Genomic DNA, 24,957 nt, shown 5'->3' on the forward strand with positions numbered 1-24,957 from the left:
ACCATGACCCTCGACATGCCCCAGACCCTCAAGCGCCGTCCCCCGGACGGCGCGGGATCGGTGCAGGTGGAAATGGACGCCACGCTGAACATCGGCTCGGCCAAGGTCTTCGCCGTCTACGGCAAGGGCGGCATCGGCAAGTCGACCACCAGCTCCAACCTGTCCGCTGCCTTCTCGCTCCTGGGCAAGCGCGTGCTGCAGATCGGCTGCGATCCCAAGCACGACAGCACCTTCACCCTGACCAAGCGCCTGGTCCCCACCGTCATCGACGTCTTGGAGACGGTGAACTTCCACTCCGAGGAGCTACGCCCCGAGGACTACGTCTATGAAGGCTTCAACGGCGTGCGCTGCGTCGAGGCGGGCGGACCGCCCGCCGGCACCGGCTGCGGCGGCTATGTGGTCGGTCAGACGGTCAAGCTGCTGAAGGAACACCACCTGCTGGAAGACACCGACGTGGTGATCTTCGACGTGCTGGGCGACGTGGTCTGCGGCGGCTTCGCAGCCCCGCTCCAGCACGCCGAGCGGGCGCTGGTCGTCACCGCCAACGACTTCGACAGCATCTTCGCGATGAACCGCATCGTCGCGGCCATCAAGGCCAAGTCCAAAAACTACCAGGTCCGTCTGGGCGGCATCATCGCCAACCGCAGCTCGGGCACCGACGAGATCGACCGCTTCAATGCCGCGATCGGCCTCAAGCGCATCGCCCACTTCCGCGACCTGGACGAAATCCGCCGCAGCCGCCTGAAGAAGTCGGTCGTGTTCGAGATGGACGGCTCCGACGAGCTGGAAGCCGCCAAGGCCGAATACATGCGCCTGGCCCAGTCGCTGTGGGACGGCATGGAGGCCATCGAGGCCGAGCCGATGCGCGACCGCGACATCTTCGAGTTCCTGGGGTTCGATCAGTGAGCGCCACCCTCGACACCCGCACGACAGCGACTTGGGACCAGTATCGCGGCCGGCTGGAGACCTATTTCGACCGCACGGCGCTGGACGCCTGGGCGCAGCTGACCAGTGACGCGCCGGTGTCGAAGATCCGCGCCACGGTGCGGGCCGGGCGCGACGAGATGCGCGGCGTCCTGCTGAACTGGATGCCCGCCGATCTGACCGGCCTGCGCATTCTGGACGCCGGCTGCGGCACCGGGGCCCTGGCCGTCGAGGCCGCCCGCCGCGGCGCCGAAGTGGTCGCCATCGACGTCTCCGCCAGCCTGGTCGACATCGCCCGCGAGCGCGCGCCCACCGACCTGGCCGGCGCCATCGACTGGCGCGCCGGCGACATGATGAGCCCGGACCTCGGCGACTTCGATCACATCGTGGCGATGGACAGCCTGATCCACTATCCGACCGACGACATCGTGGCCGTGCTGGCGGCCCTGTCGCAGCGGACACGCGGCTCGATCGTCTTCACCGTCACCCCGCGCACGCCGGCCCTGATGCTGATGCTGACCATGGGCAAGCTGTTTCCGCGCGCCGACCGCGCCCCGGCCATCGTCCCGGCCAAGCTGGACGCGCTCGCCGCCCGCCTCTCGGCCCTGCCCGGCGTTTCGGTGGGCCGCACCCGCCGGGTGCAGGGCGGCTTCTATACGTCCCAGGCATTGGAGCTCGTGCGCCGATGACCGACCTGCGGCAGAGAGCAAACGCCAACCGGGCCGCCTTCGCGCGCCTGATGCGCGCCTGCCTGCCGTTCGCCGACGCCGCCACGACCGAGCTGCCGCTGTCGCGCCTCCTGCGCCTGTCGCTGTTCCAGGTCTCGGTCGGCATGGTCACCGTGCTCCTGACGGGCACGCTCAACCGCGTCCTGATCGTGGAGCTGAACGTCCCGGCGGTGCTGGTCGCCACCATGGTCGCCCTGCCTTTCCTGTTTGCCCCGTTCCGCGCCCTTATCGGGCATCGATCGGACACCCATCGCTCCCATCTCGGATGGCGGCGCGGGCCCTACATCTGGTTCGGGACACTGCTGCAATTCGGCGGCCTGGCCATCATGCCCTTCGCCCTCCTGATCTCGGGTGGCCAGGGAGTCGGCGCGGTCTGGATCGGCCATGTCGCGGCGATGGTCGCCTTCCTCCTGACCGGCGCGGGCATCCACACCACCCAGACGGCAGGGCTGGCGCTCGCCAATGACCTGGCACCCGAGCACGCCCGGCCCCGCGTCGTGGCGTTGCTCTACGTCATGCTGCTGGTCGGCATGCTGATCGCGGGCGTCGCCATGGGTCTGATCCTGATGGACTTCCAGGCCGTGAAGCTGGTCGGCGTCGTCCAGGGCGCGGCCCTCGTCGCAGTCGTCCTCAACATGACCGCCCTGTGGAAGCAGGAGGCGCAGAACCTGGCGCTCACCGCGCCGTCCCAGCCCCGCCCGCCGTTCCGCGACAGCTGGGCCCAGTTCATCGCCGGCGGCCGCTCGGGCCGCCTCTTGGTCGCCACCGGCCTCGGCGCCGCCGCCTTTTCCATGCAGGATGTGCTGCTCGAACCCTACGGCGGCCAGATCCTCGGCCTGTCGGTCGGCCAGACCACGGGCCTGACGGCGCTCTGGGCGCTTGGCACCCTGATCGGTCTCGGCTGGTCCGCCCGTCGTCTGAATCAGGGCGGCGAGCCGCACCGAATGGCCGGCCACGGCCTGGTGATCGGCGTTCTGGCCTTCGCCGCTGTCATCTGCGCCGGACCGTTCGCGTCCGCGCCCCTGTTCTGCCTCGGCGTCGCGATGATCGGTCTCGGCGGCGGACTGTTCTCCGTCGGCACCCTGACGTCAGCGATGTCGCTCGCCCGCGACGGCCGGTCCGGCATTGCGCTTGGCGCCTGGGGCGCGGTCCAGGCGACCGCCGTCGGCCTCGCCGTTCTCACCGGGGGCGCGCTTCGCGACCTCGTCTCCGCCCTGTCCTCGTCAGGCCTCCTCGGCCCGGCGATGAGCCAGCCCTTCACCGCCTACGGTGTCGTCTACCACCTGGAGATCGGCCTCCTGTTCGCCGCCCTGGTCGCCATCGGGCCCCTTGCCCGATACGCGCCCGCCGCTTCGCCTCAGTCGCTTACCCCTCAACGGTTCGGCCTCGCCGATCTGCCCGCCTGATCCTGGTTCGCAAAGGAGCCTGACATGGAAAACAGTCCCTTCCTCTTCGGTGATTTCGACGCCGCAGAACTCGCCCTGATGGTCTTCTGGCTCTTCTTCGCCGGACTGATCGTCTACCTCCGTCGCGAGGATCGCCGCGAAGGCTATCCTCTGGAGAACGACGTCACCGGTCAGCACGAGCCGCTGGGCGGCCTCTTGTTCACCGCCAAGCCCAAGACCTTCCTGCTCCCGCACGGCCACGGCACCCGCGTCCTGCCGCGTCCGGAGAACCGCGACACCCGCCCGATCGCCGCGCGTCGCAGCGCCCCGACCGACGGATCGCCGCTGGAGCCCACGGGCAATCCCCTGCTGGATGGCGTCGGACCGGGCGGCTACGCCGAGCGTCCGAACTATGCCGACCTGACGCTGGAAGGCCTGCCGCGCATCGTGCCGCTCCGGGTCGCTCCTGACTTCCACGTCGCCCGTGAGGACATCGATCCGCGCGGCCTGGCGGTCCTGGGCTGCGACGGCAAGAAGGGCGGCGAGGTCTCCGACATCTGGGCCGACCGATCAGAGCAGATCATCCGCTACCTCGAGGTCGCCGTCGGCACCAAGAAGGTGCTGCTGCCCATGCAGATGTGCATCGTCGATGGCGGCGCGCGCGCCGTGAAGGTTCGCGCCATCACCTCGGCCCAGTTCGCCGATGTCCCGACCACGGCCAGCCCCGATCAGGTCACCCTGCTCGAGGAAGAGAAGATCGTCGGCTACTACGGCGGCGGCCACCTCTACGCCACGCGCGACCGCCAGGAGCCCTGGCTGTGAGCCGCCCGGCCGGTATCAGCGCCGCCATCGGCCAGGAGCACGAAGGAGAGCCCGTCCGCGGGCTTCCCGGCCGGCTTCCCGAGGGCGAGCACATCCTGTGGCAGGGCGCGCCGGACTGGCGCGTTCTGGCTCGGACCGCCATGCGGGCCCACTGGGTCGCCGTCTATTTCGGTGTCCTGGCGGTCTGGAATCTGGTCAACGGCGTCATGCAGGGGTCAGGCCTGGCCTCCACCCTGACCTCGGTCGGCTGGACGGTCGCGGTCGGCGCAGCCGCGGTCGGCCTGCTGGTGGGTTACGCCGTCTTGGTCGCCCGGACGACAGTCTATACGATGACCAACAAGCGCTTCGTGCTGCGCCACGGCGTGGCCCTGTCGAAGTGCTTCAACATCCCCTACCGTACCATCGGCGCGGCGGCGGTGAAGGTTGATTCCAAGGGCTTCGGCGACATTCCGCTGAGCCTCGCCGACGGTGCCCGCATCGCCTATCCGCACCTGTGGCCCCACGTCCGGCCGTTCACCATCCTGAACCCCCAGCCGATGATGCGGGCCCTGCCCGACGTCGCCTCGGTCGCCGAACGCCTGAGCCTGCAGCTCCAGCTCGCCGCCAACGCCGCCGACAAGCCCTTCGTGGCCGAGCCGGTGCGCACGACGGCGCGTCCCGAGCGTCAGGCCCCCTCCGACGGCCAGCCCGCAGCCGCCTGAACCCGAGATCAAGGAACCCGGCCATGTCCAACCTCGACGAACAGCCCTTTCCCCGAGCGCCCCTGATCGCCGCCATCCTGGTGGTCGGGCTGACGGTGGCCGGCGTCGGGGCGACGCGGCTGGGCCTGATCTCGCCCGGCGTCGCCGAAGCGTCGAACGCCACGGCAGTGGCCTCCGCCGACATGCGCTTCGCCGACCGCGCCGACGGCGGGGTGGTGGTCACCGTGATCGATGACGGGGAGCGCATCATCCCGCCCGCGACCGGCGGCTTCGTCCGGGGTGTGCTGCGTGGCCTGGTCCGCGACCGCCGCGCGCAAGGGATGGGCTCCGAACAGCCTTTCCGCGTCACCGAATGGTCGGACGGCAAGGTGACCATCCAGGACCTGGCCACCGGCCGCGTGGTCAAGCTGGATGCCTTCGGCCCCACCAACCGTCAGGCCTTCCTCGACCTGATGACCCCACCTTCGGAGACCGCCGCATGAGCCGTCGTTTCGACACCGGCTGCACGATCGAGGTCGAGCACTCCGACGAGAATCTCTGCGCCCACGTCGCGCTGGACGGCGATCCCGTCATCGGCCCCGGCGATGCGGTGCAGGTGCACGGTGAACCCATCCACGTCGCCTTTGGCGAACGCCGCACCTTCCGCCGCACCGCCACGGTGACACGCGCCACCTGGCTGGAACGCACCTTCACCCGCCTGACGTCGGGCCTGGAGTTCGGCGAACTCTACGATGTCAGCTTCACACCCCGGAGGACCCTGTGACCGCCGTCCCCTTCGACCAATATGAAGAAACTCCCGGCCTGACGGCGCTCCGCCGCGAGGCCGCCCGCCAGAAGGTCAACGCGGACAGCTCGATGAAGCTGGCGACCGAGGACACGGTCCTGTCGCCCCGGTTCTATACGACCGACTTCGCCGCGCTGGACCGCATCGACGTGACGCCGGTCCGGGCCCAGTGGGACGCCCTGATGGCCGAGTTCGCCGAGGACCGGAACAAGGACCACTTCAAGCGCGACGCCGCCTTCGACGGCATCATCGAAAACCTGCCCGAGGATCTGCGGAAGGAATTCACCGACTTCCTGGTGTCGTCCCTGACGTCAGAATTCTCGGGCTGCGTCCTCTACGCCGAGATCGCCAAGCGGGTGCAGAACCCCGACATCCGGGCCCTGTTCAAATACATGAGCCGTGACGAGAGCCGCCACGCCGGCTTCATCAACGACACGCTGAAAGACGCGAAGATCGGCGTGGATCTGAGCTTCCTGACCAAGGTCAAGAAGTACACTCACTTCAAGCCCAAGTTCATCTTCTACGCCGTCTATTTGTCGGAGAAGATCGGCTACGCCCGCTACATCGCCATCCACCGCCATCTGCAGCGGAACCCCGAGAAGCGCTTCCACCCGATCTTCAAATGGTTCGAGCAGTGGTGCAACGACGAGTTCAAGCACGGCGAGGCCTTCGCGCTCCTGATGCGCAACGATCCGAAGCTGCTTTCCGGCGGCAACGTCTGGTGGATCCGCTTCTTCCTGCTGTCGGTCTACGCCACGATGTACGTCCGGGATCACATGCGGCCGGCCTTCCACAAGGCGCTGGGCGTCGACATCACCGAGTATGACTACGACGTCTTCCGCATCTGCACGGAGATCTCCAAGCAGGTCTATCCGGTCTCGCTGCGCACCGATGAGCCCCGGTTCCGCGACGGCATGGAGCGCCTGCGCCAGACCTCGGACGCCATGGGCGACGCCAAGGCCAGGGGCGGCCTGATCGCGGGCATCCAGCGCTTCGGCCTGACGCTGAAGGCGGGCGCCACCTTCCTCGGCCTTCTGCTCCTTCCTGTAGACCGCCATCCCCTGCCCGCCGACGTCCGCATGGAGCCGCGCTGGTAGTCATGGACGCGGTTCAGCCCCTCATCGTCGCCGCCGGTCTGTGGTGGGCCTCCACGGGGCTGATTCTGTGGCTGGTGCGTCGTGACGCGGCCAGCTTCGGCGTGTCGCTGATGCTCGGCGCGATCGTGGCCGTTGCTGCCATGCTGGGCCTGTGGATGTCGGCCGACGACACCAGCGCGAACGGCGCCTACGTCGCCTTCGGCGCCGCGCTGGCCGTCTGGGGCTGGCACGAGATGGGCTTCCTCATGGGCAAGCTGACCGGCCCGCGCCGCACCCCCTGCCCGCCCGACGCCGCCGGCTGGCGTCGCTTCGCCGTATCCACGGAAACGGTGATCCATCACGAGATCGCGCTCGCCCTGACCGCGCTGGCCTTCATCGCCCTGACCTGGGGCCAGCCGAACCAGGTCGGGACCCTGACCTTCCTCCTGCTGTTCGGCATGCGCCTGTCGACCAAACTCAACATCTTCCTGGGCGTGCCCAATCCGCCGTCCGGCCTGCTACCCAAGGGCCTGGCCTATCTGGGCACCTACTTCAGGAAGGCCCGCTTCAACGCCCTGTTTCCGGTATCGCTGGCCGCTTCGATCATCGTGACGATCCTGCTGGCCGAGGCCGCCCTGCTCAGCAGCGGCGGGGCCCGCACCGGCTATGTCCTGATGCTGTCGCTGGCCGCGCTCGGCCTGCTCGAGCACGGCTTCCTCATGCTGCCGGCCACCCGCCGCCGACCTGCGCCCGAGAGCGCGCTGTGGGCCTGGGCGCTGACGGCCGAAACCAAACCAACCCAGGTCGCCCTCGCGGAGGCCGACCAATGACAAAGACCACCGGGGGACTGTCCGCCATGAACTATGAAACCTTCTTCCAGGCGGAGCTCGACAGCCTTCGTGACGCCGGCAACTACCGCGTCTTCGCCGAGCTGGAGAGGAAGCGCGGCTCGTTCCCCCGTGCCGTCAAGCACGGCGACGGCCCCGACGAGGTCACCGTCTGGTGCTCCAACGACTACCTCGGCATGGGCCAGTCCGCCCATGTGCTGAAGGCCATGCACGAGGCGCTGGACAGCTGCGGTGCCGGCGCCGGCGGCACCCGCAATATCTCGGGCACCAACCACCACCACGTCCTGCTGGAACGCGAGCTCGCCGACCTGCACGGCAAGGAAGCGGCGCTGCTGTTCACCTCGGGCTACGTCTCCAACTGGGCCGCGCTCGGGACCCTGGCGGCGCGTCTGCCGAACTGCGTGGTCCTGTCCGACGCCCAGAACCACGCCTCCATGATCGAGGGCATCCGCCACAGCCGCGCCGAGCGCCAGATCTTCCGCCACAATGACCCCGAGCACCTGAACCAGCTCCTGTCCGAGATCGACCCGTCGCGGCCCAAGCTGGTCGCCTTCGAGAGCGTCTATTCCATGGACGGCGACATCGGCCCGATCCGCGAGATCGTGGAGGTGTCCGAGGCCCACGGCGCCATGACCTATCTGGACGAGGTCCACGGCGTCGGCCTGTATGGACCGCGCGGCGCGGGCGTGGCCGAGCGCGAAGGCCTGATGGACCGCATCACCGTCATCGAGGGCACGCTGGGCAAGGCGTTCGGCGTCATGGGCGGCTACATCGCCGCCTCCAGCGCGCTGTGCGACTGGGTGCGCAGCTATGCGTCGGGCTTCATCTTCACCACGGCGCTCCCGCCCGCGGTGGCGGCCGGCGCCTGCGCCAGCGTGCGCCACCTGAAGTCATCGGAGATGGAACGCTCCCGCCACCAGGACCGCGTGGCCCGCGTCCGCTGGCGCCTGGACCTGGCGGGCATTCCGCACCTGGCCAACGACAGCCACATCATCCCGGTCATGGTCGGCGACCCGCACAAGTGCAAGATGATCTCCGACTGGCTGATGGAGCATCACGGCATCTATGTGCAGCCCATCAACTATCCCACCGTGCCCCAGGGGACCGAGCGGCTGCGCATCACCCCCTCTCCCGTCCACACCGACGAGGACATCGACCGCCTGATCGACGCCCTGTCCGAGATCTGGAGCCACTGCGCCCTGGCCCGGACCTCGGTCGCGGCCTAGTCCCCACTCGCTACACGCGTGAAGCTATTCTCCGTGCTTGCCTAAACTTGCCCATTCGGGCGGGGCGGCCTTGTGAATCCATTGCTCGGAGACCAGCCACCCCTTGAAGGGGCGTAAAACCAGCACGCAGGCCAGGGCGATCAGCGGGAAGGTCACGGCGAAGTGGACCCAGATCGGGGGCTGGACCGTGAACTCGAAAGCCATGAAGGCGATCATGCCGACCACGCCGATGGCGCTCATGGCGAAGAAGGCGGGGCCATCGGCGGGCTCGGCGAAACCGTAGTCCAGACTGCAGACCGGGCAGGCGTCGCGGATGGTGAGAAAGCCCTTCAGCAGCGGTCCCTGGCCGCAGCGGGGACAGCGGCAGCGCAGGCCTGTCGAAAGCGTCGACAGGCGGGGCCATTCGGCGGGCGGTGTTTCGGACATGGTTGCTCCTGTCGGCCTTTGGAACGAACGCATCAAGGGGCCTGCGGTCACACCCTGTTAACCGCGTCGAAAGGGCGATCGGGCGATTCAGGGGCGACATGGCCCGCGCGCGATCCAGGACCGCGATAGGACGGACCTCGACGGCGCTCGGCGTCGCGGGGACGATCGCGCTCGTCCCCGTGCTGACCGGCGTCGCGCCGGTGGTGGCGCAGGAAGCCGCCGCCGCGCTGGATCCCTTGACGATCCGCATCGGAGCCAATGAGGGCTTCACCCGGGTGGAGTTCGCCGGCGTCGTCGGCAGCCGCGCCCGCGTCCGCCGCGAGGGCCAGACCGTCATCGTCCGCGTTGGCACGACGGCGGCACCGGACGTCAGCCGCCTGAAGGTGGATCCGCCGCCGGGCGTAGCCGAGGTCCAGACCCGGTCGGTCATGGACGCCACCGAGATCGTCGTCACCCTGGCCGAGGGTGCCGACGCGCGCTCGGGGGTGGCCGACGGCGCGGTGTTCCTAAACCTCTATCCCGCAGGGGCGGCGGTGCCAGTCGAGACCGCCAGCGCGGTTCCCGCGGGCGGGGCGGTACCGGTCACGGCGACGACGGCGCAGGACCGCGTGACCCTGACGTTTGGCTGGGCTTCGCCCGTGGGCGCGGCGGTCTTCCGGCGCGGCGAGGCGGTGTGGGTGGTGTTCGACACCGCCGCCCGCATGGACATGAGCCGGGCGCGCGCGCTGGGTCCGGCGTCGGACGCCCGCTGGGCCGTGGGCCCGGATTATACCGCCATCCGCATTGCCGCGCCGGAGGGGCTGGCGGTCACGGCAAACGGACAGGGCCCCCAGTGGAGCGTCACCATCGGCGGGCCGAGCGGGGGCGGATCGGGCATCACGGTCGATCGCGAGGACGCGGGTGCGACGTCGCTGGTCGCCACCATGGCCGGGGCGACCAAGACGGTCTGGTTGACCGACCCGATGGTCGGCGACCGCTTCGCGGCGGTCACGGCGCGGGCACCCGGCAAGGGATTTGGGGACCGGCGCCGGACGGTGGATCTGACCCTTCTGCCGACGGCGCATGGCCTGGCGGTGGAGACGCCGACCGACGACCTGATGATCCGGGCCGAGGGCGATCTGGTGACGCTGGGTCGGCCCGGCGGCCTGACCTTGTCGCCGCCGTCGATGGCGCTGGAGGCGGCCACGCCGGTCGAGGCGGAGACGCCCCGGAAGGCGGACTTTCCGGCCCTGGTGCTAGCGGATTGGGCCGCGACCGGCGAGGAGGGCTTCTCCGCCCGGCATCGCCGGCTGCAGGACGCGGCGGCGGAGGAATCCATCGCGGCGTCAGACAATCCGCGCGCGCCCATCGAAGCGCGGGTGGCCTATGTGCGATTCCTGGTGGGATCGGGGCTGGGGTACGAGGCGGTCGGCGTGGTCAACGCCATGTTCGCACAAACCCCCTCCTTGCAGGGCGAGCCGGAGCTGAGGGGACTGCGCGGGGCCGCGCGGGCCTCTATCGGGCGGGTCGAGGAGGCCGCCCTGGACTTCGGCGCGGGGCCCTTGGCAGGCGATCCGTCGGCCAAGGTCTGGCAGGGCTGGATCGCAGCCGAGCAGGGCGACTGGGCGGGCGCGCGTCAGGCGTTCGCGGCCGGGGCCGCGGCCATCGACCAGTTTCCGGCGGAGTGGCGGGCGCGGTTCGGGGCGGCGCATGCGATGGCGGCGCTGGAGACCGGAGACCTGAACGCGGCGCGGGCGCTTCTGGCCTACAGCTTCTCGCAGGAGGCGCCGGCGGCGGACGAGCTGACGGCGCGGCTGGTGCAGGCGCGGCTGTTCGAGATCGACGGGCAGACCGATCGGGCGCTGGCGGTCTACAAGGCCATCGCGCGGGCCCCGCTGGACGGGATCGCCACGCCGGCGAAGCTTGGCGTCATCAAGATCGAGATGGCCAAGGGGACGATGACGGCGGACGCCGCCGCCGGCCAGCTGGAGCAGCTGAAGTGGCGCTGGCGGGGCGACGCGACCGAGCTGGCCGTGATCCGGACGCTGGGGGAGCTCTATCTGTCGCAGGGGCGGTACCGCGAGGCGATGGACACGCTGAAGCGGGCGGGGAACCGGCTGGCCAACCTGCCGGGCGCGGCGGAGCTGCAGCTGGATCTGTCCAATGCGTTCAAGGCGCTGTTCCTGGACGGGGCGGCGGACGGGTTGCAGCCGGTGCAGGCCCTGGCGCTGTTCTATGATTTCCGCGACCTGACGCCGGTGGGGGCGGACGGGGACGAGATGGTGCGGCGCCTGGCGCGGCGGCTGGTGGACGTGGACCTGCTGGACCAGGCGGCGGAGCTGCTGCGCTATCAGGTCGAGAACCGGCTGGAGGGGGTGGCGAAGGCGCAGGTGGCGACGACGCTCGCGACGGTGCTGCTGATGGACCGTCAGCCCGAGCCGGCGTTGCAAGCGATCTGGAACTCGCGGACGACGTTGCTGCCCAGCGCGCTGAACGCCGAGCGGCGGGCGCTGGAGGCGCGGGCGCTGATGGAGCTGGGGCGCTATGACCATGCGCTAGAGGTGCTGGGCGATGACCGGTCGGCGGAGGCCAACGGGGTGCGGGCAGACATCTTCTGGAAGCAGGAGAACTGGGCCGGCGCGGCGTCGCTGTACGAGGCGCGGCTGGGGGATCGGCACGCGGACACGGCGCGGCCCCTGACCCCGGACGAAGAGAGCCGGGTGATCCGGGCGGGCGTGGGGTATTCGCTCGCGCGGGACGGCGGGGCGCTGGCGCGGCTGTCGCGGAACTATGCGCCGTTCACGGCCAATGCGCGGTCGCCGGCGGCGATGCGGATCGCGCTGGATGGTCTGGACGGGATGGATGGCGTGGTACGGGCCCAGGACTTCGCCGGGCTGACGGCGTCGGCGGACACCTTCACGGGCTGGATCGCCCAGATGAAGCAGCAGATGCGGGAACGCACCGGCGGGGCGCAAGCGGCTGCCGGACAGGCGACGGGCGGGAGCCGCCCTGCGACCCCCGCCCGTGCTCAGGCTCAAGCGCCAGCGGCCGCGAGACCCGCGGCCGGCTGAAACGGCTTACTTGTTGACCGCGTCCTTCAGCGGCTTGGACACGCGGAAGCGCACGGCCTTCGACGCGGCGATCTTGATGGTGGCGCCAGTGGCCGGGTTGCGGCCTTCGCGGGCGGCGCGGGCGGCGGTGTCGAACACGCCCAGGTTCGAGATGCGGACGTCGCCGCCGCCGATCAGCGACTTGTGGATGTTCTTGACGATGGCGTCCAGAACGCGGCCGGCGTCGGCCTGCGAGACACCGGCATCCTTGGCGACGGCGGCGATGAGTTCAGCTTGAGTGGTCATTGTGGGTCGTTTCCCGAATTAGCTCGCCTTGATTCCCAAGGCGATGACGGGGGGATCAACGCGCCTTTCCCCGGACAATGCAAGCGGGAATGGCGCTGAAACCCCCGCGTGGTGGGGTTCTAGCCGCTGCCTGAGGCCTGTCGGAAGCTCTCGACCAGGCTGCCCGCGACCAGTCTCCAGCCGTCCACGAGGACGAAGAAGATCAGCTTGAACGGCAGCGATATGACCACGGGCGGGAGCATCATCATGCCCATCGACATGAGCACGCTCGCGACCACCAGATCGATCACAAGGAACGGAACGAAAAGGAGAAATCCGATCACGAAGGCCCGCTTGAGCTCGCTGATCATGAAGGCCGGGATGATGACGCGAAGGGGCAGTTCGTCGGCGGTCGTGGGGGTCTCCAGCTGGCTCAGTCGGGTGAAGAGGGCGAGGTCCTCGGGCTCCACCTGGGCCAGCATGAAATCTTTCACAGGTTCCGACGCCAGATCGAACGCCTGGGGCAGTTCCATCTCCTGATCCATCAGGGGACGGATGCCCGAATCATAGGCGTCTTGCCACGTCGGGGCCATGACGATGGCGCTGAGGAAGAGCGCCAGGGACACCAGAACCGCGTTCGGCGGCGACTGCTGCATGCCCAGCGCGGTGCGAAGGAGGCTGAGGACGACCACGATCCTTACGAAGCTGGTGGTCATGATGACGATGGAGGGCGCCAGCGACAGGACGGTCATCAAACCGACCAGCTGGACCACGCGCTCGGTTAGGCCCGCACCGGTGCCCAGGTCGATGTTGATGGCGGAACCGGAAGCGGCGGCGGCCGCCGCGTCCTGGGCGAAGGCTGCGATCGGCCAGGCGAGGCAGATCAGGGTAGCCAGCGCCGAGAGCTTGAGCGCGCGCAGGATCTCGGCGCGGGTGGGGATGACGAAGATATCCTTCGCCCTCACTTTCCCTTCCCCTTCGGCTCGATGAGCTCCTTGCCCTCGCCGAGCAGGAGGACGCGCTCCTCGTCGTCGATCTTCACCAGAACCAGGCGACGGGCGGGGTCGAGCACAAGCGTCTCGACCACGGTCATGCGCCGTTCGCCGCGCTCGGCGTTGAGGCGCGCCATGAGCTGGGGGGCGTAGCGGCGGGCGGCCCAGGCGGCGAGGCCGATCAGGCCGAGCGTGAAGGCCAGGCCGAACAGTGCCCTGAGGAGATCGAGGAAGTTCATGCGACGGCGGCCCCGGGAAACTGACCGGAGCCTTAAGGAACTCGGTTAACGCCGCGTTTAGATAAGGCCTCGTTAACCACACACCCGGCATTTTCGTCCCACCTGATGATGAGGAGACGACCGATGGGCGTCGCCGACCTGCCGCTGCTAGGACAGATCCGGGGCCGCCTGACGTGGCTCGACGAGCGTCAGCGGCTGATCGCCCAGAACGTCGCCAACTCCGACACGCCCGGCTACGTCGGGCGCGACCTGAGACAGCCGACGGATTTCGCCGCCGCCCTGCGCGATGGCGGGGGGCTGCATATGGCCCAGACGCGGCCGGGCCACATGCCGGTGGGCGGGCCAAATGGTGCACCGGTGGCCCGTTTCACGTCCGAGGCCGCGCCCGACTCGGAAACGACGCTCGACGGCAACGCCGTGGTGGTCGAGGAGCAGATGCTGAAGATGGCCGAGAGCCGCATGGCCTACGACGCGGCCATCGGCCTGTATCAGAAGTCGCTGGCCATGCTGCGGCTGGCCGCCAAGCCGCCGGGCCGCTGAGGGAGCTGAATAGATGACCGATCCGATCAACGGCCGGGGTGGCAATCAACGCAACAGCGCCATGCAGGTGGCAGCCTCGGCGCTCACCGCCCAGCAGTCGCGCATGCGCATCATCGCTGAGAACATCGCCAACGCCGAGTCGACCGCGCGCACGGCCGGTGGCGAGCCCTATCGCCGCCAGGTGCCCGTGTTCGAGGCGCGGCGCATAGACGGGGCCATGGGAGTATCTTTGGCCGAGGTGCGGCCCGACCAGCGCGAGTTCCGCCGCGAATACGACCCCAGCCATCCGGCGGCGGACGCCGACGGCTATGTGCTGCGGCCCAATGTCGACACCCTGATCGAAGCGATGGACATGCGCGAGGCGCAGCGCGCCTATGAGGCCAATCTGAACGTCATCGAGACGGCGCGGACCATGGCGAGCCGCACCCTCGACATCCTGAAGCGCTGACGGAGAGCCATAGATGAATCCGTTGATGGCGGCCCGCGCCTATGCCGCGGCGCAAGGAACCGGCGGTGCCACCGCGGGCGCGGCGGTGGCGGAGGCGGGGGGGCCTGACTTCTCCCAGCTGGTGCAGAACGTCATAGGCGACATGACCCAGGCGACCCGCGCGGCCGAGACCCAGATGGTCCAGACCGTCCAGGGCCAGGGCTCGATGATCGACGTGGTGACGGCGGTGGCCTCGGCCGAGGCCTCGCTGGAGACGGTGATCGCGGTGCGCGATCAGGTGATCTCGGCGTATCAGGAAATCATGCGGATGCCGATCTAGGTGGCACGACCGCTGGGCCCGCGGGGCCTCGCTGCTTGAGCGCGGGGTTGTGGCGCTGCCGCTCGCGACGTGGCCGCTCGTTGCCCGGGCGCAGGCGAGTGTCACTGTGGCCCGGCCCGTTGCGTCTCGCTGCTAACGCGCTGTTTGCAGTGCCGCCATTCCCTGACAGGATGTCGGAAAGGGGCACATGATGACAATCACAACCAGCATGCGGGACAACAACCTGAAGCGTGACGACCGCATGGTCATCCTGGCCTCCTCGGTCGGGACGGTGATCGAGTGGTACGACTTCTATCTGTACGGCTCGCTGGCGGCGATCATCACGGCCCAGTTCTTCTCGGGCGTGAACGAGACGACCGGCTTCATCTTCGCCCTGATGGCGTTCGCGGCCGGGTTCGCCGTGCGGCCGTTCGGGGCGGTATTCTTCGGACGGCTGGGCGACCTGTGGGGGCGCAAGAACACCTTTCTGGTGACCATGCTGCTGATGGGGCTGTCGACCTTCGTGGTCGGGCTATTGCCGTCCTATGCCGCGATCGGCGTGGCAGCGCCGGTGATCCTGATCGCGATGCGGCTGGTCCAGGGGCTGGCTTTGGGCGGAGAATACGGCGGAGCGGCGACCTATGTCGCCGAGCACGCGCCGCCGGGGAAGCGGGGCCTCTACACCAGCTTCATCCAGATCACGGCCACGGCGGGCCTGATGCTGAGTTTGCTGGTCATTCTGGGTGTCCGGGTCGCCGTGGGCGAAGAGGCGTTCATCGATTGGGGCTGGCGGATTCCGTTCCTGCTGTCGATCCTGCTGCTGGGCGTGTCGCTTTGGATTCGGCTGAAGCTGGCCGAGAGCCCGGCGTTCCAGCGCATGAAGGCGGAGGGCAAGGGGTCGACGACCCCGCTGAAGGACAGTTTCGGACGCTGGCCCAATCTGAAGCTGGTGCTGATCGCGCTCCTGGGCCTGACGGCCGGACAGGCGGTGGTCTGGTACACAGGGCAGTTCTACGCCCTGTTTTTCCTCGAGAAAGTGCTGAGGGTCGAGGCGGCGCTGGCCAATGTGCTGATCGCGACAGCGCTTCTGCTGGCCACGCCCTTCTTCGTCTTCTGGGGCTGGCTGTCGGACAAGGTGGGGCGAAAGCCGATCATCCTGGCCGGGTGCCTGCTGGCGGCCGCGACTTACTTTCCGCTGTTCGGCATGCTGACGGAGGCGGCGAACCCCCGGCTCGCGGCGGCCGTCGCCACGGCACCGGTGACAGTGATCGCCGATCCGGAGGACTGTTCGGTACAGTTCGATCCGGTCGGCAAGACCGTGTTCGACAGTTCGTGCGACCTGGCCAAGAGCTGGCTGGCCAAGGCCGGTGTCAGCTACGCCAATGAAGCCGCGGCGGCAGGGACGGTCGCGCAGGTTCGGATCGGCGAGGTGACAGTCGCCAGCTTCGACGGCGCCGCGCTGGACCCGGCGGCGTTCGGGGAGACCAAGGCCGCGTTCGAGGCGGAGCTGGGGGCCGCCCTGACGGCGGCGGGCTATCCGGCCAAGGCAGACAGCGCGCTGGTCAACCGGCCGCTGGTGGTGGCGATCCTGTTCGTGCTCGTCTTCTATGTGACCATGGTCTACGGGCCGATCGCGGCGGCTCTCGTGGAAATGTTCCCGACCAACATCCGCTATACGTCCATGTCGCTGCCCTACCACATCGGCAACGGCTGGTTCGGTGGCTTCCTGCCGACGACAGCCTTCGCCATCGTGGCGGCGACGGGCAATATCTACGCTGGGCTCTGGTACCCTGTGGTCGTCGCCATCATGACCGTCGTTCTGGGCGTCCTGCTGGTTCGAGAGCGGAAGGACGTCGACCTGTCCGCCTGATCACCGCTCGACCATTCGGGTGTAGAGGTGCCAGGTAGCGTAACCAAGCACCGGCAGGACCACCGCGAGGCCGACGAACAGCGGCAAGGCGCCGAGCACCAGCAGGACGGCGACGCGGACGCCCCAGGAGGCGACCGTTGGCAGGTTGGCGCCCACCGCGCGGATCGAGGTGCCGACGGCGGTGCCCGCGTCGACGGGCTTGTCCACCACCATCGGAAAGGACACGAGCGTCAGGAAGACGGTCAGGACGGCGAAGACGGCGCCGACGGCGTTGCCGACCAGGACCATGGTCCAGCCCTCGCGCGTGGAAAACAGCTGCTCGAACCCGCCGGCGATCGTCATGGGACCGACACGGGCGAGCGTGAGTTCGTAAATGACCCAGGCTGCCCCGATCCAGGCGGCGAAGAAGACCAGCGACATCAGGGTCAACATGACCAGCGGGGTCCGACTGCGGCCGTTCAGCGGATCAAAGAAGTGGCGGTAGCTGGAGGAAATGCCGAGATCGCGCCGGCGCGCGATCTCGTAGAAGCCAGCGGCGACGGCCGGTCCCATCACGGACAGCCCAGCGACGAGCGGGAAGAAGACAGGGAGCAGCCGGTCGTTAAGAGCGATAGCGGCGGTCAGCAGGCCGAGAACCGGATAGAGGACCGCCAGCACCAGGATGTCGCCGCGCTTGGCGTTGAAGTCCTTCCACCCCTCCGCCAAGGCCCAGTCGAGGTCACGTCCGGTGATACGGTGAATGGCAGGTGCACTGGAACGCGGGGCGACGGGAATGCTGGACATGGCAAGCTCCGGAAGGCGGTCGACGGCGGCAGTCTCTCTTTGGTCAGGATACGCTGAGCGCATCGGGGGGTTACCGGAAGCTAGGCGCGCGCGGGCGCGGAGGCCAGCGCGATCCCGTCACGGTTGGGTGATCGCCGGCGCTCGGTCCCCCTTTGCTGAAGAAGCCGGATCTCATTTTGTCTATCCGATCATCCAAGGCTGCCCGGGTTGTCTGCTGGCCATCCGCACCCATCGCCTCGCCGCTCCTGCCCGCGCCGGATCGAGACAATCGCAAGCTCCCCATGCCCTGAATCGTTCATATGCCCCCTCGTCCCGCCCTGCGGGTCCGCCTTTGTCCAAGGAGCGCGCCGTATCCTGGACGTTTCAGATAGAGGTGCTCGACACCTGCGGCTTCTTCACCGCCCAACGCGGGCGGGCCCAGGCCATGGATATTGCCTCGCCCAGCCCGGGGTGAAGCGACATCGCCGCACCCTGATAAATTCCCATATACTTCAATGCGTTGGTTCCAAATCACGGCTTCTTGACCTTCCGCCCCCTCGCCTATAGGTTCCGCGCCGAATTCAGACCCCTGTCGGGGCCCGCAAAATCTTGCGCGGCCGGGCGGGGCCAGAAGCGCCAGAACCCATGTCCACCCCACCGGAATCGCGCGAAGAGGCGATCGCTCGCCTCAATCGCTCCGCATCCGCGCTGGAGGCGGCGGCCACGTCCGACAAGACCGCCGAGGCGGTCGCACAGGCGGTGGCGGGCAAGGCCTACCGGATCGTCGCCGAGCTGATCGGCGGGGTCCTGGTCGGTCTGGCGCTGGGCTTCGTCGTCGACCGCTTCGCGGGCACGACGCCGTGGGGACTGATTGGCGGCGTGCTCTTCGGGTTCGCCGTCTCGATCTGGATGGCGTGGCGGACGACCAAACGTCTCCAGGCCGAGGCCGATGCGGCCGGGGTGGTCCCGAAGTCCATCCCGTTCGACGATGAAGACAACGAGGAGCGATAGGCTTTGGCCGATCCGATCGAACAGTTCGAAGTGAAACCGATCCCCGGCCTTGAGTTCGGCGAGGTGACGCTGCCTGTGCTCGGCGCTCAGCAGATCGCCGTGACGAACTCGCACGTCGCCATGACCATCGCCTTCGCCCTCGTCGTTCTGTTCCTGACCGCCGTGACTTCGGGCGCCAAGGTCGTTCCCGGCCGGCTTCAGTCGGCGGGCGAGACCCTGTTCAGCATGATCGACGGGGTGACCGACTCGATCATCGGACACGAAGGCCGCAAATACTTCCCCTTCGTCTTCACCCTGTTCACCCTCGTGCTGGGCATGAACCTGCTGGGCATGTTCCTGACCTTCACGGCGACGTCGCAGCTGGCCGTCACCGGAACGCTGGCGCTGATCACCATCCTGCTGGTCGTCGGCATCGGCGTTGCCAAGCACGGCCTGGGCTTCTTCCTCCTGTTCTGGCCAACCTCGGCGCCTCTGGCGATCCGCCCGGTCGTGGGCCTGATCGAGTTCCTGTCCTTCCTGCTGCGCCCGATCACGCTCGCGCTTCGTCTGTTCGGCAACATGCTGGGCGGCCACATCGCGCTGAAGATCTTCGCCGGCTTCGTCGTGAGCCTCGGCATCGTTGCCTTCAGCGGCGAGGGCATCGGCGTGTTCGGCCTTCCGCTGGCAGGCCTGTCGATGGTCATGGTCGTCGCCATCACCGCTCTCGAGTTCCTCGTGGCCTTCCTCCAGGCCTTCGTCTTCGCCGTTCTGGCCAGCATCTATCTCAACGATGTGGTCAACCTGGGTCACGGGCACTAAGCCCCGACCCAGCCGCTCAACCCCTCCTTCCAACCCCGACTGAATAGGATCACCAACATGGAAGCCGACTCGTTCAAGTACTTCGGTATCGGCCTGGCCACCCTGGGCATGCTCGGCGCCGGCATCGGCGTGGGCAACATCTTCGGCCAGTTCCTGGCCGGCGCCCTGCGCAACCCCTCGGCCGCCGCCTCGCAGGTCGGCAACCTGTTCGTGGGCGCCGCCCTGGTCGAGGCCCTGGGCATCCTGGCCTTCGTGCTCGGCATCCTGGCCTGGCTGGGCTAAGGCCCACGCCGCTTCAGTGAAGACCGGCGGCGTTTCCTCCAGCCGAGGAAGCGCCGCCGTCCTGTTTCCCCTTCCCGCAGACGGACGTCATGGCCGCTCCTGAGAAAACCGACGAACACGGCGGAACCTACGCCACGACCGAAGCCGCGCACGGCGGCGGCGAGGCCGGTGGCCTGCCCCAGTTCGACACCTCGGTCTGGGCCGGGCAGATCGTCTATCTGCTGTTCCTCTTCTTCGTCCTCTACCTGCTGATCTCCAAGGTCTTCGCCCCGCGTCTGCGCCGGGTGATGGACGAGCGGGCCTCGACCATCTCGAACGCCATCGCGACCGCCCGCTCCGTCCAGGCCGAGGCCGCCGAGCAGGCCGCCGCCGCCAAGGCCGAGGTCGAGCAGGCCCGCAACGACTCCCGCCGCCTGGCCGCAGAAGCCAAGGCCCGCGTCGCCGCCGACGCCGAGGCCCGCCGTCAGGCCGAGGAGGCCGAGGTCAACGCGAAGATCGAAGCCGCGGAAGCCCGCATCGCGGCCACCCGCGACGCCGCCATGGCCCACGTCTCGACCATCGCCGCCGACACGGCCTCGGCCATCGTCGAGCGACTGACCGGAAAGCCCGCCTCGGCCACGGAAGTCGCCGACGCCGTCAAGGGAGCCGTGTGAGATGCCCTACTTTCTGAACTTCGACTACTTCTACCGCCTCGAAAATCCAGAACTGTGGGTCGGCATCGGCCTGGTCCTGTTCTTCGTGATCCTGGTGGTCGCGGGCGTGCCGAAACTGGTCGCCGGCCAGCTGGACGCCAAGGCCCACAAGATCCAGTCCGACCTCGACGAGGCCGCGCGCCTGCGGGCCGAAGCCGAAGCCCTGCTGGCCCAGATCCGTGCCGAAAAGGCTGAGGCTGAAGCGCAGTCCAGGGCCATGCTTGCCGCCGCCGAGGCCGACGCCCGCCTGATGGAAGCCGAAGCCAAGGTCAAGCTGGAAGAGGCGCTCGCGCGTCGTCAGGCCATGGCCGAACGCCGCATCGCCTCCGCCGAGGCCCAGGCCGCGGCCGAGGTGAAAGCGGCCGCCGCCGACGTCGCCGCCCAGGCCGCCGAGACCATCCTCGCCGCCCGCGCAGCGACGGCCAAGACCGACCCGCAGCTCGACGCCGCGATCGCCCAGATCGGGACTCGCCTGAACTAACTCCGCCTTGGCATCTCGGAAGGCGCGAAGCGCCTATCCGGGACGGGCTGCCTTCCAGGACTCAATGGGCGGGCGCCGCCCCGCTCATATCCCCGTGTTTGGCTCTCTTCTCCCGCTCCATCAGCCGGGCGTAGACGTTGCCCAGCACTATGCCGAAGACGATGTGCGTGGCCAGCATCCAGGCCACCACGGCGAAGCCGCCGCCAGCGTTGAACATGCGGGGATCGCCGAACATCACGGCGCCGCCCATCATCACGACCCAGGCGCTGACCGCGAAGACGATGCCCTTGGTCTCCGGCGTCTGGGTCGGAACTCTTGGGCAGAGCACGCCGAACAGCGCCCCTAGCACAAGCGTCCCGACGAGGAAGTGGGCGATCCATCCGACCAGCAGGTTGCCTTCCATGCCGATCAGCGTGGCGACGACCGATGGAAATGGCTGGATCCAGGGCCCCGCAACCACATTCACGGCCTCGAGGATCGATACGGCAACGGTGGCGACAAAACCCGCGACCATGCCCTTTTGTACGCGTGACATCATAACGACAGCGCCTCCCAACGCTTCTTTCGTTCCGATAACGCGCCTTGCAGCATACGCCTGTCCGTTGCCGGGCAGAATGTCGCAGGCTTCACAAGTCTGTGCTTCGCTTATGCGAAACGCACGTCGAGCTCTGCCTCGGTCATGTCGAACAGCCGGGCCGCATCGGGCTCGACCAGAGCATGCGGCTCTGCCTTCGCTAGCCCCGGCGGCCCCCTCATCTCCCTGGCCTTCTGCGGCCCGACGAAGGCCCCCGGTCCGATCGCGGGATCGGTCGCCGCCATCAGGATCGGCAGGGCTCCGTCCGCCGCCGAATGGCTGATGAAGGGCTCGATGAACGGCCGATAGACCAGCTGCATCACTGCCCGGCTAACGGGTCGGCGCCCCAGAGGCCCGGACCCGATCAACCCGGTCCGCGCATACCCCGGATGCGCCACCACGCTGGTCAGGCCCCACCCGTTCGCCCGGCTCCTCCGATCCAACTCCAGCCCGAACATCAGCATCGCCAGCTTCGTCTGCCCGTAGACCGGCCAGGGCTTGTAGCCCGTCCGATAGTTCAGATCATCGAACCGCAACCGCCCCTGCCGATGCATGATGCTCGACAGCTGCACCACCCGCGCCGACCCCGCCTTCAGCAGCGGCATGAGCCGCGCCGTCAGGGCGAAGTGCCCCAGATAGTTCGTCGCCCACTGCAGCTCGTGACGATCCTCGGTCTCCTGCCGAGGCTCCACCGCCATGATGCCTGCATTGTTCACCAGCACATGGATCGGCGATCCGTCCGCCAGCATCCGCTCCGCGAACGCCGTAACCGACCGCTGCTTCGACAGATCCAGCGCCTCGACCCTCAGCCGGGCCTTGGGAACCTCACGCCGGATGCGCTTGGCCGCCGCCTCGCCTCGGTTGACATCGCGCACCGCCAGGATCACCTCGGCACCCTTGCGGGCCAGCTCCAGCGCGGTCTCATAGCCGGTGCCGCTGTTGGCCCCGGTGACGATGGCCAGACGGCCGGTCTGGTCGGGAATGTCGCGGGTGGTCCAGGTCATGGGAGTGGTCCTCTAGGTGTCCAGGCCGAAATCGAAACGGTCGCTAGACATATCTGCACTGCGTGCAAATATGCAAGAGGTGCAAACCGAGACCGAACAACCCGGCCTGCGCGAACGAAAACGCGCCGACACCCACGCTCGCATCCATCAGGCGGCGCTGGCCCTGTTCGCGCGCCAGGGCTTCGAGGCCACGACGCTGGACGACATCGCCGCCGCCGCCGGGGTGTCGCGCCGAAGCCTGTTCCACTATTTCGGCTCCAAGGAGGACATCGTCCTCTCGACCAAGGCCGGTCTCGCCGAACTGATCGAGGCCGCCATCGCGCGCCGTCCCGCCGACGAGCCCCTGCTGGAGATGGCCGAGCACGCTCTGACCGACATGGCCCAGGATTTTCAGGGTCCCGAGGCGCGGGCACTGGCCCGCCTGATCCACGACACGCCCGCTCTGCGCGCCGGCGACCACGCCAGGTACGAAGCCCTGGAACACCGCATGGCCTCGGCGCTCGCCGCGAGAAAGGGTCTGCCCGCCGACGACCTTCAGGCCCGCGTGGTCGCCACCACCGCCGTCGGCGTGCTTCGCATGGCGACCGAGACCTGGCTCGCCGCCGACGATTCGCGCGGTCCGGAAGTCCATGGCAAGGCTGCGTTCATGGCGTTACGGGCGGCCACAACGGCGAAGCGATAGCCCCTTTCGCCAACTAGAGCTGATCCGGCGTCAGACCCGTTCTCTTCGCGATGCGGGCGAGCATCTTCGGCCCGATCTCTTCCCGGTCATGAAACGCGAAAACAAAATCGTCACGTCCCTGCCGAGCTAGAACGCGATGAGACCCGGACCGCCTCTTCTCGGCCCAGCCTTGACGGAGCAACGCGGCGAGGAGGCGAGACGCCTTCACGCTCGGCCAGTCGCTCATGCGGCGGCGAACAGTCCATCGACTTCCGGAGCCGGTTCACCGTTCTCCAGGCGATCGGCGAGGATGCGCAGAACCAGAGCCTCGACCCGAGCGAGCGCCTCCGACCGCGTGGCCCCATAAGCGAGGGCCCCTGGAATCGCGTCCACCTCCGCGATCCACCGCCCGTCGTCTTCGCGCTCGAACTCGACCTTCATGCCCCCATGATCGTCGAACGAGGGCGAGATGTCGACCGCCCTACTCCGCCGCCATGTTGTGCCCTTCCGGCGCGGTCCAGCGCAGTCGGGGCGAGCGGGCAGCGCGGGTCTCGTCCAGACGGCGCAGAGGCGCATGGAAGGGCGCGTTTTTGAACCGGTCGACCTCGCCGGCCTTGGCGGCCTGGGCCAGCAGGCGCAGGGCGTTGATGAACCGGTCCAGCTCGGCCTTGGACTCCGTCTCGGTCGGCTCGATCAGCATGGCCCCGTGCACGACCAGGGGGAAGTACATGGTCATGGGGTGGAAGCCCTCGTCGATCATCGCCTTGGCGAAGTCCAGCGTGGTGATCTCCGTGCCCTTCAGCCATTCGTCGTCGAACAGGGCCTCGTGCATGCAGGGGCCGTCGGGGAAGGCGGCGCTCATCACGTCCGACAGCCGGGCCTTGATGTAGTTGGCGTTCAGAACCGCGTCCTCGGCGACCTGGCACAGGCCGTCGGAGCCATGGCTCATCATGTAGCTGAGGGCGCGGACGAACATGCCCATCTGGCCGTTGAAGGCGCACATGCGGCCGAACGCCTGGGCCGCCTCGTCCTCGCCGCGCTCGATCAGCTTGAAGCCGTCGCCGTCGGCCACGACCCACGGGGCCGGCGCGAAAGGCGCGAGGGCTTCGGACAGCACCACCGGACCGGCCCCCGGCCCGCCCCCGCCGTGCGGCGTCGAGAAGGTCTTGTGCAGGTTGATGTGCATGGCGTCGACGCCCAGGTCGCCCGGTCGCACCCGGCCGACGATGGCGTTGAAGTTGGCACCGTCGCAGTAGAAATAGGCTCCCGCTTCGTGCGTCAGCCGCGCGATCTCGATGATGTCACGCTCGAACAGGCCGCAGGTGTTGGGGTTGGTCACCATGATGGCGGCGACGTCGTCACCCAGCTTGGACGCCAGGTCGGCCACGTCCACGCGGCCGTCATCGGTCTGGGCCACTTCAACGACGGTGTAGCCGACGAAGGCCGCCGTGGCCGGGTTTGTTCCGTGGGCCGAGGTCGGCACCAGGACCTTGCGGCGCTTCAGGTGTTCGCCCGACGCCTCGTGCGCGGCGCGGATGGCCATCAGGCCGCAGAGCTCGCCGTGGGCACCCGCCTTGGGCGACATGGCCACCGCCGGCATGCCGGTCAGGGTCTTCAGCCAGTGGGCCAGGGTGTCCATCAGCTCCAGAGCGCCCTGCACAGTCGAGACCGGCTGCAGGGGGTGGATGTCGGAAAAGCCCGGCAGGCGCGCCATCTTCTCGTTAAGGCGCGGATTGTGCTTCATCGTGCACGAACCGAGCGGATAGAGCGCCAGGTCGATGGCGTGGTTCTTCTGGCTGAGCCGCACGTAGTGGCGCATCGCCTCGGGCTCGGCGAGCCCCGGCAGGCCGATCGGATCGCGGCGGACGAGGTCGCCCAGATCGCCGCCGTCGGACTTCGGTTCGGCCAGATCGACGCCGGTCTTGAACCAGCCGTCGCCCTCGAAGATCAGGGGCTCGTCCTGCAGCAGGCCGCGCCCGCCGGTCAGGGTCGGGTGCTTGTAGTCATGATCCGGCGTGGACGGAGCCGGAGCGGTCGGACGGCCGACGGTGTTCATGGTGCTCATCACTCA

General features: G+C 68.3%; 31 protein-coding genes. 21 read left to right on the forward strand and 10 right to left on the reverse strand.

The genetic code is table 11. The features are described 5' to 3' along the window. Positions 1 to 3: 3 nt before the first annotated feature. From bchL to hemA, 10 genes are read left to right on the forward strand one after another with little or no spacing between them, the layout of a single operon-like run. The gene (gene bchL, locus IP78_RS01510) at positions 4 to 906 is read left to right on the forward strand and encodes a ferredoxin:protochlorophyllide reductase (ATP-dependent) iron-sulfur ATP-binding protein (protein WP_197272343.1); all 903 of its coding nucleotides are present in this window, start codon (positions 4 to 6) and stop codon (positions 904 to 906) included. Continuing rightward, positions 903 to 1,613: a magnesium protoporphyrin IX methyltransferase gene (bchM, locus tag IP78_RS01515; protein ID WP_054109948.1), complete on the forward strand. Its 711-nt coding sequence runs from the start codon at positions 903 to 905 to the stop codon at positions 1,611 to 1,613. Before bchL ends, bchM begins: the two co-directional genes overlap by 4 nt. Then, entirely contained in the window at positions 1,610 to 3,058 is a 1,449-nt protein-coding gene (locus tag IP78_RS01520; protein ID WP_054109949.1) for a BCD family MFS transporter, read from the forward strand. Before bchM ends, IP78_RS01520 begins: the two co-directional genes overlap by 4 nt. Positions 3,059 to 3,082: 24 nt before the next feature. After that, positions 3,083 to 3,859, forward strand: coding sequence for a photosynthetic reaction center subunit H (gene puhA, locus IP78_RS01525; RefSeq protein WP_054109950.1), 777 nt, complete (start codon positions 3,083 to 3,085; stop codon positions 3,857 to 3,859). After that, positions 3,856 to 4,560 (forward strand): photosynthetic complex putative assembly protein PuhB, encoded by a 705-nt coding sequence (gene puhB, locus IP78_RS01530; protein WP_231680848.1) that lies wholly within the window; start codon positions 3,856 to 3,858, stop codon positions 4,558 to 4,560. The genes puhA and puhB overlap by 4 nt, the downstream gene beginning before the upstream one ends. A 23-nt stretch (positions 4,561 to 4,583) precedes the next feature. Beyond that, a complete protein-coding gene (puhC, locus tag IP78_RS01535; protein WP_054109951.1) occupies positions 4,584 to 5,042 on the forward strand; it encodes a photosynthetic complex assembly protein PuhC in 459 nt (152 codons plus the stop codon). After that, positions 5,039 to 5,323 (forward strand): hypothetical protein, encoded by a 285-nt coding sequence (locus IP78_RS01540; RefSeq protein WP_029415332.1) that lies wholly within the window; start codon positions 5,039 to 5,041, stop codon positions 5,321 to 5,323. Before puhC ends, IP78_RS01540 begins: the two co-directional genes overlap by 4 nt. Then, the gene (gene acsF / locus IP78_RS01545) at positions 5,320 to 6,441 is read left to right on the forward strand and encodes a magnesium-protoporphyrin IX monomethyl ester (oxidative) cyclase (protein ID WP_082384788.1); all 1,122 of its coding nucleotides are present in this window, start codon (positions 5,320 to 5,322) and stop codon (positions 6,439 to 6,441) included. The genes IP78_RS01540 and acsF overlap by 4 nt, the downstream gene beginning before the upstream one ends. 2 nt (positions 6,442 to 6,443) lie before the next feature. Then, positions 6,444 to 7,250, forward strand: coding sequence for a putative photosynthetic complex assembly protein PuhE (gene puhE, locus IP78_RS01550; protein WP_054109952.1), 807 nt, complete (start codon positions 6,444 to 6,446; stop codon positions 7,248 to 7,250). A 26-nt stretch (positions 7,251 to 7,276) separates the two neighbouring features. Further along, entirely contained in the window at positions 7,277 to 8,494 is a 1,218-nt protein-coding gene (gene hemA / locus IP78_RS01555; RefSeq protein WP_054109995.1) for a 5-aminolevulinate synthase, read from the forward strand. A gap of 24 nt (positions 8,495 to 8,518) precedes the next feature. On the opposite strand, the gene IP78_RS01560 is transcribed toward hemA, so the two are convergent. Continuing rightward, the gene (locus IP78_RS01560; RefSeq protein ID WP_054109953.1) at positions 8,519 to 8,920 is read right to left on the reverse strand and encodes a DUF983 domain-containing protein; all 402 of its coding nucleotides are present in this window, start codon (positions 8,918 to 8,920) and stop codon (positions 8,519 to 8,521) included. Positions 8,921 to 9,018: 98 nt separating this feature from the next. On the opposite strand from IP78_RS01560, the gene IP78_RS01565 reads away from it, so the two are divergent. Then, entirely contained in the window at positions 9,019 to 11,970 is a 2,952-nt protein-coding gene (locus IP78_RS01565) for a tetratricopeptide repeat protein (protein WP_054109954.1), read from the forward strand. A gap of 6 nt (positions 11,971 to 11,976) precedes the next feature. Here IP78_RS01565 and IP78_RS01570 read toward each other — a convergent pair whose 3' ends face one another. The 3 genes from IP78_RS01570 to IP78_RS01580 all read right to left on the reverse strand — a co-directional run bounded on the left by IP78_RS01570 (position 11,977) and on the right by IP78_RS01580 (position 13,465). Next, positions 11,977 to 12,255, reverse strand: coding sequence for an HU family DNA-binding protein (locus IP78_RS01570; protein ID WP_054109955.1), 279 nt, complete (start codon positions 12,253 to 12,255; stop codon positions 11,977 to 11,979). 119 nt (positions 12,256 to 12,374) lie between these two features. After that, positions 12,375 to 13,199 carry a flagellar type III secretion system pore protein FliP gene (fliP, locus tag IP78_RS01575; protein ID WP_054109956.1) on the reverse strand — a complete coding sequence of 275 codons (825 nt, stop codon included), beginning with the start codon at positions 13,197 to 13,199 and terminating at the stop codon, positions 12,375 to 12,377. Further along, a complete protein-coding gene (locus IP78_RS01580; RefSeq protein WP_054109957.1) occupies positions 13,196 to 13,465 on the reverse strand; it encodes a flagellar biosynthetic protein FliO in 270 nt (89 codons plus the stop codon). The genes fliP and IP78_RS01580 overlap by 4 nt, the downstream gene beginning before the upstream one ends. Positions 13,466 to 13,588: 123 nt before the next feature. On the opposite strand from IP78_RS01580, the gene IP78_RS01585 reads away from it, so the two are divergent. From IP78_RS01585 to IP78_RS01600, 4 genes are all read left to right on the forward strand, one after another. Next, positions 13,589 to 14,005 (forward strand): flagellar basal body rod protein FlgB, encoded by a 417-nt coding sequence (locus IP78_RS01585; protein WP_054109958.1) that lies wholly within the window; start codon positions 13,589 to 13,591, stop codon positions 14,003 to 14,005. 13 nt (positions 14,006 to 14,018) lie between these two features. Further along, complete coding sequence (gene flgC, locus IP78_RS01590) at positions 14,019 to 14,453, forward strand: flagellar basal body rod protein FlgC (RefSeq protein WP_231680850.1); 435 nt, start codon at positions 14,019 to 14,021, stop codon at positions 14,451 to 14,453. 13 nt (positions 14,454 to 14,466) lie between these two features. After that, complete coding sequence (locus IP78_RS01595) at positions 14,467 to 14,772, forward strand: flagellar hook-basal body complex protein FliE (protein ID WP_054109959.1); 306 nt, start codon at positions 14,467 to 14,469, stop codon at positions 14,770 to 14,772. Between the two features lie 190 nt (positions 14,773 to 14,962). Next, complete coding sequence (locus tag IP78_RS01600) at positions 14,963 to 16,621, forward strand: MFS transporter (RefSeq protein ID WP_054109997.1); 1,659 nt, start codon at positions 14,963 to 14,965, stop codon at positions 16,619 to 16,621. Here the strand turns inward: IP78_RS01600 and IP78_RS01605 are convergent, their stop codons facing one another. Then, complete coding sequence (locus IP78_RS01605) at positions 16,622 to 17,404, reverse strand: DUF2189 domain-containing protein (protein WP_054109960.1); 783 nt, start codon at positions 17,402 to 17,404, stop codon at positions 16,622 to 16,624. It abuts the gene before it with no gap. 624 nt (positions 17,405 to 18,028) lie between these two features. On the opposite strand from IP78_RS01605, the gene IP78_RS01610 reads away from it, so the two are divergent. From IP78_RS01610 to IP78_RS01630, 5 genes are all read left to right on the forward strand, one after another. Then, positions 18,029 to 18,394 carry an AtpZ/AtpI family protein gene (locus tag IP78_RS01610; protein ID WP_054109961.1) on the forward strand — a complete coding sequence of 122 codons (366 nt, stop codon included), beginning with the start codon at positions 18,029 to 18,031 and terminating at the stop codon, positions 18,392 to 18,394. Positions 18,395 to 18,397: 3 nt separating this feature from the next. Continuing rightward, positions 18,398 to 19,192, forward strand: a complete 795-nt coding sequence (locus tag IP78_RS01615) for a F0F1 ATP synthase subunit A (RefSeq protein ID WP_054109962.1) — start codon at positions 18,398 to 18,400, stop codon at positions 19,190 to 19,192. Between the two features lie 57 nt (positions 19,193 to 19,249). Further along, entirely contained in the window at positions 19,250 to 19,474 is a 225-nt protein-coding gene (locus IP78_RS01620) for a F0F1 ATP synthase subunit C (protein WP_054109963.1), read from the forward strand. Positions 19,475 to 19,563: 89 nt separating this feature from the next. Beyond that, positions 19,564 to 20,127 carry an ATP synthase F0 subunit B' gene (locus IP78_RS01625; RefSeq protein ID WP_054109964.1) on the forward strand — a complete coding sequence of 188 codons (564 nt, stop codon included), beginning with the start codon at positions 19,564 to 19,566 and terminating at the stop codon, positions 20,125 to 20,127. A gap of 1 nt (position 20,128) precedes the next feature. After that, positions 20,129 to 20,647, forward strand: coding sequence for a F0F1 ATP synthase subunit B (locus tag IP78_RS01630; protein ID WP_054109965.1), 519 nt, complete (start codon positions 20,129 to 20,131; stop codon positions 20,645 to 20,647). Positions 20,648 to 20,708: 61 nt separating this feature from the next. Here IP78_RS01630 and IP78_RS01635 read toward each other — a convergent pair whose 3' ends face one another. Beyond that, positions 20,709 to 21,185 carry a DUF6789 family protein gene (locus IP78_RS01635; RefSeq protein WP_054109966.1) on the reverse strand — a complete coding sequence of 159 codons (477 nt, stop codon included), beginning with the start codon at positions 21,183 to 21,185 and terminating at the stop codon, positions 20,709 to 20,711. Positions 21,186 to 21,292: 107 nt separating this feature from the next. Then, positions 21,293 to 22,225 (reverse strand): SDR family oxidoreductase, encoded by a 933-nt coding sequence (locus tag IP78_RS01640; RefSeq protein WP_054109967.1) that lies wholly within the window; start codon positions 22,223 to 22,225, stop codon positions 21,293 to 21,295. Positions 22,226 to 22,295: 70 nt separating this feature from the next. On the opposite strand from IP78_RS01640, the gene IP78_RS01645 reads away from it, so the two are divergent. Then, complete coding sequence (locus IP78_RS01645; RefSeq protein WP_054109968.1) at positions 22,296 to 22,907, forward strand: TetR/AcrR family transcriptional regulator; 612 nt, start codon at positions 22,296 to 22,298, stop codon at positions 22,905 to 22,907. A 13-nt stretch (positions 22,908 to 22,920) separates the two neighbouring features. On the opposite strand, the gene IP78_RS15760 is transcribed toward IP78_RS01645, so the two are convergent. The 3 genes from IP78_RS15760 to gcvPB are packed head-to-tail and all read right to left on the reverse strand — an operon-like array spanning position 22,921 to position 24,951. Continuing rightward, positions 22,921 to 23,133 (reverse strand): type II toxin-antitoxin system HicA family toxin, encoded by a 213-nt coding sequence (locus tag IP78_RS15760; protein ID WP_054109969.1) that lies wholly within the window; start codon positions 23,131 to 23,133, stop codon positions 22,921 to 22,923. Next, complete coding sequence (locus tag IP78_RS01655) at positions 23,130 to 23,327, reverse strand: type II toxin-antitoxin system HicB family antitoxin (protein ID WP_054109970.1); 198 nt, start codon at positions 23,325 to 23,327, stop codon at positions 23,130 to 23,132. The genes IP78_RS15760 and IP78_RS01655 overlap by 4 nt, the downstream gene beginning before the upstream one ends. A gap of 40 nt (positions 23,328 to 23,367) precedes the next feature. Further along, complete coding sequence (gene gcvPB / locus IP78_RS01660; protein WP_054109971.1) at positions 23,368 to 24,951, reverse strand: aminomethyl-transferring glycine dehydrogenase subunit GcvPB; 1,584 nt, start codon at positions 24,949 to 24,951, stop codon at positions 23,368 to 23,370. Positions 24,952 to 24,957 lie beyond the last annotated feature (6 nt).

The organism is Brevundimonas sp. AAP58, assembly GCF_001295975.1.
Classification (GTDB): Bacteria; Pseudomonadota; Alphaproteobacteria; order Caulobacterales; family Caulobacteraceae; genus Brevundimonas.

Bases quoted from the DNA above. Each gene is read 5' to 3' on its own strand.
- puhC (WP_054109951.1), top strand. From the start codon at position 4,584: ATGTCCAACCTCGACGAACAGCCCTTTCCCCGAGCGCCCCTGATCGCC.
- IP78_RS01605 (WP_054109960.1), bottom strand. From the start codon at position 17,404: ATGTCCAGCATTCCCGTCGCCCCGCGTTCCAGTGCACCTGCCATTCAC.
- IP78_RS01630 (WP_054109965.1), top strand. From the start codon at position 20,129: ATGCCCTACTTTCTGAACTTCGACTACTTCTACCGCCTCGAAAATCCA.
- IP78_RS01560 (WP_054109953.1), bottom strand. From the start codon at position 8,920: ATGTCCGAAACACCGCCCGCCGAATGGCCCCGCCTGTCGACGCTTTCG.
- puhE (WP_054109952.1), top strand. From the start codon at position 6,444: ATGGACGCGGTTCAGCCCCTCATCGTCGCCGCCGGTCTGTGGTGGGCC.
- IP78_RS01595 (WP_054109959.1), top strand. From the start codon at position 14,467: ATGAATCCGTTGATGGCGGCCCGCGCCTATGCCGCGGCGCAAGGAACC.
- IP78_RS01625 (WP_054109964.1), top strand. From the start codon at position 19,564: ATGGCCGCTCCTGAGAAAACCGACGAACACGGCGGAACCTACGCCACG.
- IP78_RS01640 (WP_054109967.1), bottom strand. From the start codon at position 22,225: ATGACCTGGACCACCCGCGACATTCCCGACCAGACCGGCCGTCTGGCC.
- IP78_RS01655 (WP_054109970.1), bottom strand. From the start codon at position 23,327: ATGAAGGTCGAGTTCGAGCGCGAAGACGACGGGCGGTGGATCGCGGAG.
- IP78_RS01635 (WP_054109966.1), bottom strand. From the start codon at position 21,185: ATGATGTCACGCGTACAAAAGGGCATGGTCGCGGGTTTTGTCGCCACC.
- IP78_RS15760 (WP_054109969.1), bottom strand. From the start codon at position 23,133: ATGAGCGACTGGCCGAGCGTGAAGGCGTCTCGCCTCCTCGCCGCGTTG.
- gcvPB (WP_054109971.1), bottom strand. From the start codon at position 24,951: ATGAGCACCATGAACACCGTCGGCCGTCCGACCGCTCCGGCTCCGTCC.
- IP78_RS01600 (WP_054109997.1), top strand. From the start codon at position 14,963: ATGACAATCACAACCAGCATGCGGGACAACAACCTGAAGCGTGACGAC.
- IP78_RS01645 (WP_054109968.1), top strand. From the start codon at position 22,296: ATGCAAGAGGTGCAAACCGAGACCGAACAACCCGGCCTGCGCGAACGA.
- flgC (WP_231680850.1), top strand. From the start codon at position 14,019: ATGACCGATCCGATCAACGGCCGGGGTGGCAATCAACGCAACAGCGCC.
- hemA (WP_054109995.1), top strand. From the start codon at position 7,277: ATGAACTATGAAACCTTCTTCCAGGCGGAGCTCGACAGCCTTCGTGAC.
- IP78_RS01585 (WP_054109958.1), top strand. From the start codon at position 13,589: ATGGGCGTCGCCGACCTGCCGCTGCTAGGACAGATCCGGGGCCGCCTG.
- IP78_RS01610 (WP_054109961.1), top strand. From the start codon at position 18,029: ATGTCCACCCCACCGGAATCGCGCGAAGAGGCGATCGCTCGCCTCAAT.
- bchL (WP_197272343.1), top strand. From the start codon at position 4: ATGACCCTCGACATGCCCCAGACCCTCAAGCGCCGTCCCCCGGACGGC.
- IP78_RS01570 (WP_054109955.1), bottom strand. From the start codon at position 12,255: ATGACCACTCAAGCTGAACTCATCGCCGCCGTCGCCAAGGATGCCGGT.
- IP78_RS01520 (WP_054109949.1), top strand. From the start codon at position 1,610: ATGACCGACCTGCGGCAGAGAGCAAACGCCAACCGGGCCGCCTTCGCG.
- puhA (WP_054109950.1), top strand. From the start codon at position 3,083: ATGGAAAACAGTCCCTTCCTCTTCGGTGATTTCGACGCCGCAGAACTC.
- IP78_RS01620 (WP_054109963.1), top strand. From the start codon at position 19,250: ATGGAAGCCGACTCGTTCAAGTACTTCGGTATCGGCCTGGCCACCCTG.
- IP78_RS01540 (WP_029415332.1), top strand. From the start codon at position 5,039: ATGAGCCGTCGTTTCGACACCGGCTGCACGATCGAGGTCGAGCACTCC.
- IP78_RS01580 (WP_054109957.1), bottom strand. From the start codon at position 13,465: ATGAACTTCCTCGATCTCCTCAGGGCACTGTTCGGCCTGGCCTTCACG.
- IP78_RS01565 (WP_054109954.1), top strand. From the start codon at position 9,019: ATGGCCCGCGCGCGATCCAGGACCGCGATAGGACGGACCTCGACGGCG.